Annotated in this window: 12 protein-coding genes; 7 read left to right on the top strand and 5 right to left on the bottom strand. The window is 67.1% G+C overall.

Features of this window, described 5'->3' with window-relative positions:
* Positions 1-349: 349 nt before the first annotated feature.
* Together FZ938_RS27645 and FZ938_RS27640 are read right to left on the bottom strand one after the other, a co-directional pair.
* The gene (locus tag FZ938_RS27645) at positions 350-1,348 is read right to left on the bottom strand and encodes an LLM class flavin-dependent oxidoreductase (protein ID WP_149201470.1); all 999 of its coding nucleotides are present in this window, start codon (positions 1,346-1,348) and stop codon (positions 350-352) included.
* Complete coding sequence (locus tag FZ938_RS27640; protein ID WP_149201469.1) at positions 1,345-1,650, bottom strand: hypothetical protein; 306 nt, start codon at positions 1,648-1,650, stop codon at positions 1,345-1,347. Before FZ938_RS27640 ends, FZ938_RS27645 begins: the two co-directional genes overlap by 4 nt.
* Between FZ938_RS27640 and FZ938_RS30870 the strand changes: the two genes are divergently transcribed.
* Together FZ938_RS30870 and FZ938_RS27635 are read left to right on the top strand one after the other, a co-directional pair.
* Positions 1,640-2,035 (top strand): hypothetical protein, encoded by a 396-nt coding sequence (locus tag FZ938_RS30870; protein ID WP_211101178.1) that lies wholly within the window; start codon positions 1,640-1,642, stop codon positions 2,033-2,035. The two genes, FZ938_RS27640 and FZ938_RS30870, sit on opposite strands and share 11 nt — an antisense overlap.
* A 125-nt stretch (positions 2,036-2,160) precedes the next feature.
* Positions 2,161-4,965, top strand: coding sequence for a PAS domain-containing protein (locus FZ938_RS27635; protein WP_149201468.1), 2,805 nt, complete (start codon positions 2,161-2,163; stop codon positions 4,963-4,965).
* A gap of 2 nt (positions 4,966-4,967) precedes the next feature.
* Here the strand turns inward: FZ938_RS27635 and FZ938_RS27630 are convergent, their stop codons facing one another.
* Both FZ938_RS27630 and FZ938_RS27625 read right to left on the bottom strand, forming a co-directional pair.
* Positions 4,968-8,111, bottom strand: coding sequence for an efflux RND transporter permease subunit (locus FZ938_RS27630; RefSeq protein ID WP_149201467.1), 3,144 nt, complete (start codon positions 8,109-8,111; stop codon positions 4,968-4,970).
* A gap of 31 nt (positions 8,112-8,142) precedes the next feature.
* Positions 8,143-9,348 (bottom strand): efflux RND transporter periplasmic adaptor subunit, encoded by a 1,206-nt coding sequence (locus FZ938_RS27625; protein WP_149201466.1) that lies wholly within the window; start codon positions 9,346-9,348, stop codon positions 8,143-8,145.
* Between the two features lie 250 nt (positions 9,349-9,598).
* Between FZ938_RS27625 and FZ938_RS27620 the strand changes: the two genes are divergently transcribed.
* The 3 genes from FZ938_RS27620 (at position 9,599) to FZ938_RS27610 (ending at position 11,018) form a co-directional block, all read left to right on the top strand.
* Positions 9,599-10,303 carry a TetR/AcrR family transcriptional regulator gene (locus FZ938_RS27620; RefSeq protein ID WP_149201465.1) on the top strand — a complete coding sequence of 235 codons (705 nt, stop codon included), beginning with the start codon at positions 9,599-9,601 and terminating at the stop codon, positions 10,301-10,303.
* Between the two features lie 65 nt (positions 10,304-10,368).
* Positions 10,369-10,620, top strand: a complete 252-nt coding sequence (locus FZ938_RS27615) for an antitoxin (protein WP_149201464.1) — start codon at positions 10,369-10,371, stop codon at positions 10,618-10,620.
* Positions 10,620-11,018 carry a type II toxin-antitoxin system VapC family toxin gene (locus tag FZ938_RS27610; RefSeq protein WP_149201463.1) on the top strand — a complete coding sequence of 133 codons (399 nt, stop codon included), beginning with the start codon at positions 10,620-10,622 and terminating at the stop codon, positions 11,016-11,018. The genes FZ938_RS27615 and FZ938_RS27610 overlap by 1 nt, the downstream gene beginning before the upstream one ends.
* Before the next feature lie 13 nt (positions 11,019-11,031).
* Here the strand turns inward: FZ938_RS27610 and FZ938_RS27605 are convergent, their stop codons facing one another.
* On the bottom strand, positions 11,032-12,516 hold the full coding sequence (locus tag FZ938_RS27605) for an MFS transporter (protein WP_149201462.1): 1,485 nt from the start codon (positions 12,514-12,516) through the stop codon (positions 11,032-11,034).
* A gap of 312 nt (positions 12,517-12,828) precedes the next feature.
* On the opposite strand from FZ938_RS27605, the gene FZ938_RS27595 reads away from it, so the two are divergent.
* Entirely contained in the window at positions 12,829-13,503 is a 675-nt protein-coding gene (locus FZ938_RS27595) for an amino acid ABC transporter permease (RefSeq protein ID WP_149201461.1), read from the top strand.
* Positions 13,504-13,532: 29 nt separating this feature from the next.
* Positions 13,533-14,186: an amino acid ABC transporter permease gene (locus FZ938_RS27590; RefSeq protein WP_149201460.1), complete on the top strand. Its 654-nt coding sequence runs from the start codon at positions 13,533-13,535 to the stop codon at positions 14,184-14,186.
* Positions 14,187-14,202: the final 16 nt, after the last annotated feature.

Genomic DNA, 14,202 nt, shown 5'->3' with positions numbered 1-14,202 from the left:
CAAGGCCGCAACGGCTACCAACTGCCGCCGCCTGCGCATCCCTTCTCACAACACGGTATGTACTTGTCAAAGAACCCACAACGCTGAGACGCGTCGCTTCCGAACATTTCAGCGGCGCTCCGTTTTGGATCACCGCGTCTTGTTCGGCTTATTTAGTGGCCTTTACTTTCGTTGTCAACCTCTTTTTTTCGAGGCGCTCGACACTTACTTGTTCGGACCGCTGTTTCCTTTGAAGCGTCACTGCCTTGTGGGCCGTGCTGCGTCGCGGGAGGCGGTGTATAGGCCGGCTGGCCGATGCCGCGCAAGGGCTTTTTTCGCCGCCGCCGCATTTTTCATCCCAAGCCGGTTTTCACCCGATCCGCTCGCGCAGTTCGGCCCCGATCTGGAAGGAGCGCAGGCGGGCGGCGTGGTCATAGATCTGACCGGCCAGGATCAGTTCGTCCGCCTGGGTGGTGCGGATGATTTCCGACAGCTTGGCCGCCACCTGATCCGGCGTGCCCACCGCCGCCATGGTGCCGAGAGCGCGGTCCACCATCATCTTCTCGACCGGGCTGCTCCACCAGGAGTCGATGTCGTCGACCGGCGGCGGCAGCTTCCCCGGCGTACCGCGGCGGAGATTGGCGAATTGCTGCTGGGCTGAGGAGAAGATGCGCCGGGCCTCGACCTCCGTATCGGCGGCGAACAGGTTGGCGGCGACCATGGCATGCGGCTTGGACAGGGTCGCCGACGGCTCGAAGCGGGCGCGGTAGATCGCCAGCGCCTCCATCAGCATATCCGGCGCGAAGTGGGAGGCGAAGGCGAACGGCAGTCCCAGCATCGCCGCCAGCTGCGCGCTGAACAGGCTGGAGCCCAACAGCCACAAGGGCACCTTCAGCCCGGCACCCGGCACGGCACGGATGCGCTGATTGGGCTCCGGCTCCTCGAAATACATCTGCAGTTCGACGACATCCTGCGGGAAGCGGTCGCCGCTGTCGGTCATGTCGCGGCGCAAAGCCCGCGCCGTCATCATGTCTGTACCGGGCGCGCGGCCCAGCCCCAGATCGATGCGGCCGGGATAGAGGGATTCCAGCGTGCCGAACTGCTCCGCCACCATCAGCGGTGCGTGGTTGGGCAGCATCACCCCGCCCGATCCGACCCGGATGGTCGAGGTGCCGGCGGCGACATGGGCGATCACCACGGCGGTGGCCGCACTGGCGATGCCCGGCATGTTGTGATGCTCGGCCAGCCAATAGCGATTGTACCCCAAACGCTCGGCATGGCGGGCGAGGTCGAGGGTATTGCGAAAGCTGTCGGCGGCGGTCGCCCCCTGGACGATCGGGCTGAGGTCGAGAACGGAAAAGGGGATCATGGCGCGGTCCATAATGGGGGCCGGCTGGCGGCCAACTGTTGCCATTCAAGGTGTGGTCGGAGCGGCGCCAGTTCCACGCCACCCCCTGCGAGGCTGCCCTGCGTCGGCGGATCGGTCAGCGTCACCGCGATGCCGCCCCGCAAGCCGGCCCAGGTCAGGATGACCGGTGCGTTGGATTTGCCGCTATGCCCCATATGCATCAGCAGGGCGGGCGTCAGGCTGAGCGGCCGGACGAACAGGGTCAGCGGCACGACCGGCCCGGCGGCCAGGAGGAGGGCCGGCCCCGTCCAGGTGACGACCACCGCGCCTCCAGCCCCACCAGAAGGAACAGCGGGGCGTTCCGACGCCCAGGCTGGCGGTGATCGCATCCACGCCGCTCACCAGCAGCGCCAGCGCCAGCCCTTCGAAGAACAGCGCGATGGTGCTGGGCAGCTTCAGCCACTTGTGATTGATGAAGCCGAAGGTGGCCGCCAAGGTCAGCAGAACCGCGGACAAATGGAACGGACCCACGGGCGTTCTCCAAAAAAGCGGTACGGCCAAAAAGCGGTACAGAATGAACGGCTGCCCATCCGATATCCCGGACAGGACAAGAAGCGGTTTGCAGATGTGATGATCTCGACAACATCGGCACAGGTGCGAAGGTCGCGCCGGCATGACGAATTAAGAAAACTACTCCCAAATGGCTAGCGGCCGCTGATTGCCACACATCTTGCGATTGCCTATTCTCGCGCCATGATCTGCATGAAAAGCTCCATCTTTTCCCGAACTGCCGCGCATCGACGACGCAAACCCGCGGCTGCGGTGTTCGTCGCATGATGACCGATCCGGTCTGGCAGGATGCCGCAAGGCTGCGGCAAGCCGGGGGGGCCGGCAGTCCGGCTCATGGCAGTCCGGCACCTGTCGGCCCCGTCCATGGCGGCCCGGACGTCTTCACCGGCGGCGGGGATATGGGCCGGCGGATGCGGGCGATGGACTGGTCGGCCACACCGCTCGGCCCGGCAGAGGACTGGCCGCAGTCGCTGCGCACCATCGTCAACCTGATGCTGACCTCCAGCTTTCCGATGTTCGCGGTCTGGGGGCCGCAGCTGACCTTCCTCTACAACGACAGCTACCGCCCGATCCTGGGCGACAAGCCGGAGGCGCTGGGCCGCCCCTTCGCCGAGGTGTGGGCCGACATCTGGCCCGACCTGTCCCCCCTGGTGGTGCGGGCGCTCGCCGGCGAGGCGACCTATCACGAGGACCGGCTGCTGGTGATGCAGCGGCACGGCTACCGCGAAGAGACCTATTTCACCTTCTCCTACAGCCCGGTGCGCGACGAGACCGACCGCGTCGCCGGCATGTTCTGCGCCTGCACCGAGAACACCGCCCGTGTGCTGGCCGAGCGGCGGCTGACCTTCCAGCTCGATCTGGCGGAGCGGCTGCGCGGGCTGAACGACCCGGTCGGCATCACCGCCGCCGCCGCCGAGGCGATCGGCCGCCATCTGGGGGTAGCACGGGCGGGCTATGGCCGGACCGATCCGACCGGCAGCCTGATCTCGGTCGAGCGCGACTGGAGCGACAGCGGGGTGGCGAGCCTCGCCGGCGAGTCCCGGCTGCTCGACAGCTTCGGCCCGGCGCTGATCGCGGAACTGCGGGCGGGATACACGCTGCGCGTGGACGACATCGCCACCGATCCGCGCATCTCCAATCCCCACACCGGTGGTGGCGGGCCGGCGGCGGCCTTCGCCGGCATCGGTGCGCGCTCCCTGCTGGTGGTGCCGCTGCTGAAGGCGGGACAGCTGACGGCGATCCTCTATCTGCACGAAACCAAGGCGCGCCATTGGACCGACACCGACGCCGCCCTGGCGGAGGATGTGGCGGAGCGGACCTGGGCTGCGGTGGAACGCGCGCTCGCCGAAGCGGCCTTGCGCGCCGCCAACAAGGCGCTGATGCGCGAACGCGCCGCGGTCGAGGCGGCCAACTCCCGGCTGGCGGCGGAGGGGGAACGGCTGCGCACCCTGTTCCGGCAGGCGCCGGGCTTCATGTGCGTGCTGCGCGGGCCGGACCATGTCTTCGAACTGGCGAACGACACCTACATGCAGTTGGTCGGCCGCCAGGACCTGGTGGACCGCCCGGCGCGCGAGGCGCTGCCGGAAGTGGAGGGCCAGGGCTTCTTCGAACTGCTCGACCGGGTCTATGCCAGCGGCGAGACCTTCGTCGGGCGCAACATGCCGATCAGTTTCCAGCGACGGCCGGGCGAACCGCTGGAGGAACGCTTCCTGACCTTCGTCTATCAGCCGATCCGGGATGAGGACGGCCGCGTCAGCGGCCTGTTCGTGGAAGGCAGCGACGTCACCGAGGCCAAGCGGGCGGAGGAGGAGCTGCAGCAGCTCAACGCCACGCTGGAGGCCCGCGTCGCCGAGGAGGTGGCGGAGCGCGAGCGCGTCCAGGTGGCCCTGCTGCAGACGCAGAAGACGGAAGCGCTGGGCCAGATGACCGGCGGCGTCGCCCACGACTTCAACAACCTGCTGCAGGCGCTGTCCGGCTGCCTGCACATGATCGAGAAGCGGGCGGAGGGCACGCGCATCCAGCCGCTGGTCGATGCCGGGCGGCAGGCGGTGGACCGCGGCGCCAAGCTGGTGCAGCAGCTGATGGCCTTCGCCCGCCGGCAGGCGCTGCGGCCCGAGACGGTCGATCTGCGCGACCGCGTGCTGGGCATGTCGGAGCTGCTGAACCGCGCGCTGCGCGCCGACATCCGGCTGGAGATCGACTTCTCCACCGGGCTGTGGCCGGTGGAGGTCGATGCGACCCAGTTGGAACTGGCCCTGCTGAACCTCGTGGTCAATGCGCGGGATGCGATGCCCGACGGCGGCGCCCTGACGATCCGGGCGACCAACGTGACCCTGGCGCATGGCGACGCCGGGGCGGCCCAGGGAGTTCGCGACGGGCTGTCGGGTGAGTTCGTGCAGCTGACGGTGAGCGACACCGGCACAGGCATGCCGGCCGAGGTGCGGGCCCGCGCCTTCGATCCCTTCTTCACCACCAAGGAGATCGGCAAGGGCAGCGGACTGGGCCTGTCGCAGGTCTACGGCTTCGCCCGCCATTTCGGCGGAACCGCCTGGATCGAGAGCGAGGAGGGGCGCGGCACCACCATCGGCCTGCTGATCCGCCGTTCCGGCACCGCTCCGGCGACGGCGGCCGAACCGGCGATGGCGGAGACCGGCGCCACCCGCGTCGGCGGCCATGTGCTGGTGGTGGAGGACGACCCCATCGTGGCGCTGACCGTCGCGACGGCATTGGAGGATGCCGGCTTCACCATCACCCGCACTGCCACCGCCGACGAGGCGCTGCCCCTGCTGGAGGCCGGCGGTTTCGATCTGCTGTTCAGCGATGTGGTGATGCCCGGCACCATGAGCGGCGTCGATCTGGCCCGCACCGCGCAACGGCTCCGGCCGGACCTGCCCGTCGTGCTGGCGACCGGCTACAGCGAGGATGTCGCCCGCGCCACCGGGGTGATGGTGCTGCCGAAACCCTACCGCATCGACCGTCTGGTCGAGGTGCTGGACACGCTGCTGACCGATGCGAGCCGGGTGGGTGTGGAGATCCCCTCTCCCCGGGGGGGAGAGGGGGAGCGGTGACTTCAATCCCCCGCCGCCGGCTGCGGCATGGCGCCGTGGCCGGGGCGGCGGCGGACGAACAGGCGGTAGACGGCGACGAAGAAGACCGGCACGAACAGAACCGCCAGCACGGTGGCGGAGATCATGCCGCCCATCACGCCGACGCCGATGGCGTTCTGGCTCTCCGACCCGGCGCCGGTGCTGATCGCCAGCGGCAGCACGCCGAGGATGAAGGCCATCGAGGTCATGATGATCGGGCGCAGGCGCTGACGGCAGGCTTCCGCCGCCGCCTCCTTCAGCTCCATGCCCTGGTCGTACAGCGCCTTGGCGAACTCCACGATCAGGATGGCGTTCTTCGCCGACAGGCCGATGGTGGTCAGCAGGCCGACCTGGAAATAGACGTCGCTCGGCAGGCCGCGCAGCGTCGCCGCGACGACGGCGCCGATGACGCCCAGCGGCACCACCATGATGACCGACACCGGCACCGACCAGCTTTCATAGAGCGCCGCCAGGCAGAGGAAGACGATGATCATCGACAGGGCGTAGAGCGCCGGCGCCTGCGAGCCGCTGAGCCGCTCCTCGTAGGAAAGCCCGGTCCACTCGTAGCCGATGCCCTGCGGCAGCTTCTGCATCATCGCCTCCATCTCGGCCATCGCCTCGCCCGAGCTGATGCCCGGTGCGGCCGATCCCTGGATGTTCAGCGACGAGGAGCCGTTGTAGCGCTCCAGCTTGGGCGAGCCGTAGATCCACTGCGCCGTGGTGAAGGCGGAGAAGGGGACCATCTGGCCGCTGGCATTGCGCACGTACCAACGGTCGATGTCGCTGGGCTGCATGCGGTAGGGCGCGTCGGCCTGGAGATAGACCTTCTTCACCCGGCCCTGGTCGATGAAGTCGTTGACGTAGGACGAGCCCCAGGCCGCCGACAGCGTCGTGTTGATGTCGCTGAGCGACAGGCCGAGCGCGCTCGCCTTCTCGCGGTCGATGTCCAGCTTGAACTGCGGCGTGTCCTCCAGCCCGTTGGGGCGGACGCCGACCAGCTTGGGGTTCTGCGCCGCCATGCCGAGCAGCTGGTTGCGCGCCTGCATCAGCCGGTCATGACCCAGCCCGCCACGGTCGACCAATTGAAGGTCGAAGCCGGTGGCGTTGCCGAGGCCCGGAACCGACGGCGGCAGGAAGGAGAAGACGACCGCGTCCTTCAGCTTCGACATCGCCCCCATCACCCGGCCGGCGATGGCCTGCGGCTTCTGCGACGGCAGGGTGCGCTCGCTCCAGTCCTTCAGCCGGACGAAGGCCATGCCGGCATTCTGGCCGCGACCGGAGAAGTTGAAGCCGACGATGGTGAACAGGCCTTCGACACTGTCCTTCTCCTGTTCCAGGAAATAGGCGGTGACGGCCTTGGCGGTCTCGGCGGTGCGCTGGGAGCTGGCGTTCGGCGGCGCCGACCACAGCACGAACAGCTGGCCGCGGTCCTCCGTCGGCAGGAAGGAGGACGGCATCTGCAGGAACAGGTAGCCCAGCCCGCCGAGGATCAGCAGATAGGCGATGAAATAGCGGCCCAGCCGGTTCACCGCCCCGCGCACGCCGCGGACATAGACCCGGCTGCCGGCGTCGAAGCCGCGGTTGAACAGGCCGAAGAAGCCGCCGCGGGCGTGGCCATGGCCAGCCGTGACCGGCTTCAGGATGGTGGCGCAGAGCGCCGGCGTCAGCACCAGGGCGACCAGCACCGACAGCGCCATCGCCGAGACGATCGTCAACGAGAATTGGCGGTAGATAGCGCCGGCCGACCCGCCGAAGAAGGCCATCGGCACGAACACCGCCGACAGAACCAGGGCGATGCCGACCAGCGCGCCGGTGATCTGGTCCATCGACTTGCGCGTCGCCTCGCGCGGGGAAAGCCCCTCCTCGCTCATCACGCGCTCGACATTCTCGACCACGACGATGGCGTCGTCCACCAGCAGGCCGATCGCCAGCACCATGCCGAACATCGTCAGCACGTTGATGGAGAAGCCGAAGGCCGACAGCACCCCGAAGGTGCCGAGCAGCACCACCGGCACTGCGATGGTCGGGATCAGCGTCGCGCGGAAATTCTGCAGGAACAGGTACATCACGACGAAGACGAGGACGATCGCCTCGAACAGGGTCTTGATCACCTCGTGGATCGACAGCTGGACGAAGGGCGTCGTGTCGTAGGGGTAGATGACCTCGATGCCGGCCGGGAAGAAGGGCTGCAGTTCGGCCACCCGCGCCTTGACCGCGGCGGCGGTGTTCAGGGCATTGGCCCCGGTCGCCAGCTTGATGCCGACGCCGGCCGCCGGCTTGCCGTTGTAGGCGGCGTTGATCTCGTAGGTCTCCGACCCGATCTCGATCCGCGCCACGTCGCGCAGCCGCACCTGCGACCCGTCGGGGTTCACGCGCAGCAGGATGGCGCCGAACTGCTCCGGCGTCTGCAGGCGGGACTGGGCGGTGATGGTGGCGTTGATCTGCTGGCCCTGCACGGCCGGGGCGCCGCCGAGCTGGCCGGCGGAGACCTGGGCGTTCTGGGTCTTGATCGCGTTGGAGACATCGGTGGTGGTCAGCGCGAAGTTGTTCAGCGCATCGGGGTCCAGCCAGATGCGCATGGCATGCTGCGGCCCGAAGACGGTGATGTCGCCCACGCCTTCGACGCGGCTCAGCGTGTCCTGGAGGTTGGAGGTGACGTAGTCGGCGATGTCGCCCTGGCTGAGACGCCCGTCGCTGGACACGAAACCGACCACCAGCAGGAAGTCGTTGCCGGCCTTCGACACCTGGATGCCGCGCTGCTGGACCTCCTGCGGCAGCAGCGGCGTCGCCAGCTGCAGCTTGTTCTGGACCTGGACCTGGGCGATGTCGGGGTTGGCCTCCGGCTCGAAGGTCAGGGTGATGGTGACGTTGCCGGAGGAGTCGCTGTTGGAGGACATGTAGCGGAAATGGTCGAGCCCGGTCATCTTCTGCTCGATGACCTGGGTGACCGTGTCCTCCAGCGTCTTGGCCGAGGCGCCGGGATAGCTTGCGGTGATCGACACCGTCGGCGGCGCGATCTTCGGATATTGCTCGACGGGCAGCCGCAGGATCGCCAGCGCGCCCGCCATCATGATGACGATGGCGATGACCCAGGCGAAGACCGGTCGGTCGATGAAGAATTTTGACATGTGACGGTATCCTGCGGACGGGATCCTGGGATCAGCGGGCCGAAGCGGCCTTTTCCGGCAACGATGCGAGGGCGTTCTGGGCGGGCACCGGCTTCACCTCGGCACCCGGCTTGACCTTCTGCAGGCCCTCGACCACCACGCGTTCGCCGACGGCCAGCCCGTCCGACACCAGCCAGACATTGCCGACCGCGCGTTCGGTCTTGATGGTGCGCGGGTTCGCCTTGTTGTCGGCCCCCACCACCCAGACGCGGGCGGAGCCGTCCGGCCCGCGGGCGACAGCGGCCTGCGGCACGGTGATGGCGTTCTCGGCCACCCCCTGCTCGACGCGGGCGCGGACGAACAGGCCGGGCAGCAGGTCCTTGTTCGGGTTGGGGAAGACCGCGCGCAGCTGGACCGAACTGGTGCCGGCATCCACCGTCACGTCGGAGAATTGCAGCTCGCCCTTCGCCGGATAGGCGGTGTCGTCGCCGCTGCCGTTGCTGTTCAGGAACAGCGTCACCGGAATCTTGCCGGGCTCGGCCGGGCGGATGCGGCCGGTCGCCATATCCTCGCGCAGCTTCATCAGCTGCGAGGCGGTCTGCGTCACGTCGACATAGATCGGGTCGAACTGCTGGATAGTGGCCAAGGCCGTCGCCTGATTGGCGGTGACCAGCGCGCCCTCCGTCACCGCCGACTTGCCGATGCGGCCGGAGATGGGGGCGAACACCTTGGTGTAGTTCAGGTTGATGCTGGCGAGGTTATAGGCGGCCTTGGCGGCGGCGACCTGCGCCTCGTTCTGCTTCAGCGAGGCCTGGACGTCGTCGAAGTCCTGCTTGCTGACCACGCTGTTCTTCACCAGATCGCCGTAGCGCGACGCCTTGTTGCGGGCGGCCTGCAGGTTCGCCTCCGCCTTCTGGACATCGGCCTGGGCGCTCGCCAGCGACGCCTCGTAGGTGGCGGGGTCGATCTGATAGAGCTGGTCGCCAGCCTTCACCTCGCTGCCCTCGCGGAACAGGCGCTTCAGCACGATGCCGCTGACCTGCGGCCGGATTTCGGCGATCCGGTAGGCGGCGGTGCGGCCCGGAAGCTCGGTGGTCACGGTCAGGCGCTGAGGTTCGATGGTGGCGACAGAGACCTCGGGCGGGCCGCCCGCACCCTGGGGCTGGCCGGCAGCCTGCTTCTGCTGGTTGCAGCCGGCGAGCAGCGCGATCAGGCAGGCCGCCGCGGCCAGCGTCATGAATGGCTTGGATTTGGACATCTATCTACCTCGTCTCGGCGCCGCGCGTCGGCGGATCCGTCTCCCTGCTACGTTGCGGGGTCAGGCGGTCCGGCACATCCCCGTTGCTTAGTACTGTCTCATACAGTACAGTGTACCAGACGATACAGTCAGAATGCTGCACCGCGCAAGAGGGATCCTCAGATGTCCGACAGAGATGTGCGGCAGGGGGCCCCCTGGAAAGGTGCGGAATCAAAAACAATCCGGCCGCGGCACCGGAAGGGAATGCACGATGACCAGCAGCCATAAGGCGCGGACCGATACCGCGCCGGACTCACCCGCCAACGGAACGGCCATCTGCGGACCGGCCACCTGCGGTCCGCGCGGCATGGCGCGCCGGCAGGCGATCCTGACGGCAGCCCGGCGGCTGTTCATCGAAAAGGGGTTCGAGAAGACGACGCTGAGCGACATCATCGCCGTCGCCGGCGGGTCCCGCGCCACGCTGTACGAGCATTTCGGCGACAAGGAGGGGCTGTTCCGCGCCATCATGGAGGAGGATAACGCCATGATCCTCTCCGGCCTCGCCCCCGCGCAAGGCGACGAGCGCGTGACGCCGGAAGCCGGGCTGACCGCCTTCGCCCTGCATCTGGTCAAGGCGCTGCTGAACGAGGAGACCACGGCCACCGTCCGCATCCTGATCGCCGAGGGCGACCGCGTGCCCGACATCGCCGAGGCCTTCTTCCGCATCGGGCCGGAGAATGCCATCGTCCGTCTGGCCGAGTATCTGCGGCGGCTGTCCGACCGCGGTGACCTGCGCATCGACGATCCGGCCGCCGCGGCACAGGCCTTCCTCGGCATGGTCACCGGCAATCTGGTGATCCGCCGCCTGATCCTGCCGCAGAGCGCGCCCGCCATCCCCGACCTCGACCGCTATGTGCGGCAGGCGGTGCGGCTGTTCCTGAACGGCGCCCGCGCGCCGGAGACGACACGCGATTGACCCTGCCCCCTCCATGACATATGTTATTGGCATATGTATCTGGCATATACAAGGAGGGTCGTGACATGCCGCAGCCGGCAGCGCCACAGCGCAAGGAAGCCCGCCTGTTCCGCAATAACCGCAGCCAGGCCGTCCGCATTCCGGTGGAGTTCGAACTCCCCGGAGAGTCGGTGTTCATCAGCCGCGACGGGGATCGGCTGATCATCGAACCGGTTCGCAAGAAGGGGCTTCTGGCGCTGCTTGAAAGCTGGGAACCGCTGGATGAGGAATTCCCGGAGATCGAGGACAAGCCTGTCGCCCCAAAGGACATCTTTTGATGCTTTACATGCTCGACACCAACGCGATGAGCGACCTTGTCAGGAACCCATCCGGCAAGGTGGCCGGGCATGTGCGGCGTGTCGGGGAGGATGCGATCTGCACCAGCATCGTGGTGGCGGCGGAACTGCGGTACGGTGCAGCCAAGAAGGCGTCGGCGAAGCTGTCCAGGCGGGTCGAAGATCTGCTGTCCGATGTGGCCGTGCTTCCCTTCGACCTGCCAGCCGATGCCGAGTATGGCAGCATTCGGGCTGAACTGGAGGCTGCCGGCCATCCCATCGGCGGCAACGATCTGTTGATCGCCGCTCATGCCCGCGCGCTCGACACCATCCTGGTGACGGCGAACATGCGGGAATTCCAGCGCGTTCGCGGCCTTTCCGTCGAAAACTGGCTGGAATGACCGCTCAGCGCCGTCAGATCGTCTCCGCCGCCGCCTCCCCTACCCCACGGTGGCGGTCGGCCTTGGTCAGCGGTTCGGCGATGTCCTCCAGCCCCTTGCCTTCGGCGTCGACGCCATAGACCAGGGCGACCACCCCGCCGAAGATCATCACCACCGATCCGACCACATAGCCCCAGAACAGCGGGTCGCGCTCCGCCCCCTCCCCCACAAGCCAGCCGAACAGCAGCGGCCCGGTGGAGCCGACCACCTGGGCGATGGCGAAGAAGTAGGAGATCGCCTGCGCCCGGACCTCCAGCGGGAAGATCTCGCTGACCGTCAGATAGGCGGACGAGGCGCCGGCCGACGCGAAGAAGAAGGAGACGCACCAGAAGATCGTGTGCGTGTTCGCCGTCAGCACCCCCTGCCGGAACAGGAAGGCCGAGACCAGCAGCACCACGCCCGCCAGCAGATAGGTGCCGAAGATCATCCGCCGCCGCCCCACCGTGTCGAACAGCGGCCCCAGCAGCAGCGGCCCGATCAGGTTGCCGGCGGCGAAGGGGAAGAAATAGACCGCCGTCCGCGACGGATCGAGGTGATAGAAGTTCTGCAGCACCAACGCATAGGTGAAGAAGATCGCATTATAGAGGAAGGACTGCGTCACCATCATCGTCACGCCCAGGAAGGTGCGCGACGGGTATTGCCGGAAGAACACGTCGACCAGCTGTGCCCAGGACACATGGTCTTCCGGAATGATGTGCATGGCACGTTTGGGATCGACCGGGGCCAGCGCCTTGCCCTGCGCGCGCACGCTGGCCTCTATGTCGTCGACGATGCGCTCCGCCTCGTCCTCCATGCCGTGGGTAACCATCCAGCGCGGGCTTTCCGGGATGTGCCGGCGCAGGTAGATGATGATGAGGCCCAACAGCGGGCCGATGAAGAAGGCGATGCGCCAGCCGAGATTTTCCGGGACCAGCGAATGGTCGAGCAGAAAGACGCTGCCGACCGCGCCGATCATCGCCCCGCCCCAATAGGTGCCGTTGACGGCGATGTCGACCCGGCCGCGGAAGCGCGCGGGGATCAGTTCGTCGATGGCGGAGTTGACGGCGGCATATTCACCGCCGATGCCCATTCCGGCGATGAAGCGCCAGACATAGAGGAACCAGGGCGTCCAGGCGAAGCCGGCGATACCCGACGCGATCAGGTAGAGCGCCAGCGTGGTGATGAACAGCTTCTTGCGCCCCCAGCGGTCGGTCAGCCGGCCGAAGACCAGCGCGCCCACCACCTGCCCCATCAGATAGATGGTGCCGGCGAACCCGACCTCCGCGCTCGACATGCCCAAGCTTTCCTTGTAGCCGGAGGCGGAGATCAGCTGGATTTCGATGCCGTCCAGGATCCAGCTGACGCCCAGCCCGACCACCACCATCCAGTGGAAGCGCGCCCAGGGCAGCCGGTCCATCCGGGCGGGGACGAGGCTGCTCACCGCGGCGGTGCTCCTGACGGCGCTGGTTCCTGCGGTCATGTCCGAGGGCTCCTCGAGGGTGGCGTTTGGGCGGCGTTCCGGTGAAACGCCCTGCGCCGCTGGAAGGTTTCCGCACATGCGGGACCCAATCAAATGTCTGGAACACGAATTATCACGACACTCCTCATTTCCCGTTGCGCTTTTGGATCGATCCAATTACCGTGTACGAACACTGAGAGAGCGGGACCGTCGTCGTCGCGGCGTCCCGGCGATCCGGGTGAGGCTTTCCCGGACGACAGCCCAAGCGGACAAAGGCAATCCGCGCGACGCCGGCCTTGAAGGGCGGCGCGACGCGGATGCGGAGGAACGCCCGTGACCTACGATTTTCAATTCGACGCGGTGTTCGCGTCGTGGGATTACCTGCTCGACGGCGCCTGGCTGACGGTCAGGCTGTCGTTCGGCGCCATGGCCATCGGCCTGGTGATCGCCATCGCCTGCGCCCTCGGCAAGACCTCCGGGCCGAAGCCGGTGCGCTGGCTGATCAACGCCTATATCGAGGTGATCCGCAACACGCCCTTCCTGGTGCAGATCTTCCTGATCTTCTTCGGGCTGCCGAGCATCGGCCTCAGGCTGTCGCCGGACGTGGCGGCGCTGATCGCGATGGTCGTCAATGTCGGCGCCTATGCCACCGAGATCATCCGCGCCGGCATCGAATCCATCCACAAGGGCCAGATCGAGGCCGGGCTGGCGTTGGGCCTGCGGCCGCTGCAGGTCTTCCGCTACGTCGTGCTGAAGCCGGCGCTGCGCACGGTCTATCCGGCGCTGACCAGCCAGTTCATCCTGCTGATGCTCAGCTCCAGCGTGGTGTCCGCCATCTCTGCCGACGAGCTGACGTCGGTCGCCAACAACATCCAGTCGCAGACCTTCCGCAGCTTCGAGATCTACATCGTGGTGACCGGCATCTATCTGGTGTTGGCGCTGATGTTCTCGGCGCTGTTCGCCGGCATCTACCGGCTGGCCTTCGCCTATACCATTGATCGTCGCTAAGGGCGACCGGCGCTGAAGGGGACTGACCGATGATCCGCGCCTTTGGATACAACGAATTCCTGTTCCTGCTCAGCGCCGTGCAATGGACGCTGATGCTGTCGGTCATAGCCTTCATCGGCGGCGGCATCGTCGGGCTGTTCGTGGCGCTGGGCCGCACGTCCGACGTGAAGCCGCTACGCTTGCTGGCGACCGGCTACATCCAGGTCTTCCAGGGCACGCCGCTGCTGATGCAGTTGTTCCTGGTCTTCTTCGGCGCCACCGTGATCGGCATCGACATGAGCCCGTGGGTCGCCGCGGCGGTCGGGCTGACGCTGAACACCAGCGCCTTCCTGGGCGAGATCTGGCGCGGCTGCATCCAGTCGGTGCCGCGCGGCCAGTGGGAGGCGGCGCGGTCGCTCGGCCTGCGCTATCCCGGCCTGATGCGCTATGTGGTCCTGCCGCAGGCGGTGAAGGTCGCGGTGCCGCCGACCGTGGGATATCTGGTCCAGGTCATCAAGGGCACCTCGCTGGCCGCCATCATCGGCTTCGTCGAGCTGACCCGCGCCGGGCAGATCGTCAACAACGCCACCTTCCAGCCCTTCCTGGTCTTCAGCATCGTCGCCGCGATCTATTTCGCGCTGTGCTGGCCGCTGTCGCTGTTGAGTCAGCGTCTGGAAGCCCGCTACGCCGCGCCTTCCCGTTAAATCCTTAAAAACACTC

The organism is Azospirillum oryzae (assembly GCF_008364795.1).
GTDB lineage: Bacteria > Pseudomonadota > Alphaproteobacteria > Azospirillales > Azospirillaceae > Azospirillum > Azospirillum oryzae.
Note: the sequence above shows the minus strand (reverse complement) of the source record. Positions and strands in the feature narration are given on the sequence as shown.

Bases quoted from the DNA above. Each gene is read 5' to 3' on its own strand.
- FZ938_RS27590 (WP_149201460.1), top strand. From the start codon at position 13,533: ATGATCCGCGCCTTTGGATACAACGAATTCCTGTTCCTGCTCAGCGCC.
- FZ938_RS27630 (WP_149201467.1), bottom strand. From the start codon at position 8,111: ATGTCAAAATTCTTCATCGACCGACCGGTCTTCGCCTGGGTCATCGCC.
- FZ938_RS27635 (WP_149201468.1), top strand. From the start codon at position 2,161: ATGATGACCGATCCGGTCTGGCAGGATGCCGCAAGGCTGCGGCAAGCC.
- FZ938_RS27610 (WP_149201463.1), top strand. From the start codon at position 10,620: ATGCTTTACATGCTCGACACCAACGCGATGAGCGACCTTGTCAGGAAC.
- FZ938_RS27605 (WP_149201462.1), bottom strand. From the start codon at position 12,516: ATGACCGCAGGAACCAGCGCCGTCAGGAGCACCGCCGCGGTGAGCAGC.
- FZ938_RS27615 (WP_149201464.1), top strand. From the start codon at position 10,369: ATGCCGCAGCCGGCAGCGCCACAGCGCAAGGAAGCCCGCCTGTTCCGC.
- FZ938_RS27620 (WP_149201465.1), top strand. From the start codon at position 9,599: ATGACCAGCAGCCATAAGGCGCGGACCGATACCGCGCCGGACTCACCC.
- FZ938_RS27625 (WP_149201466.1), bottom strand. From the start codon at position 9,348: ATGTCCAAATCCAAGCCATTCATGACGCTGGCCGCGGCGGCCTGCCTG.
- FZ938_RS27645 (WP_149201470.1), bottom strand. From the start codon at position 1,348: ATGATCCCCTTTTCCGTTCTCGACCTCAGCCCGATCGTCCAGGGGGCG.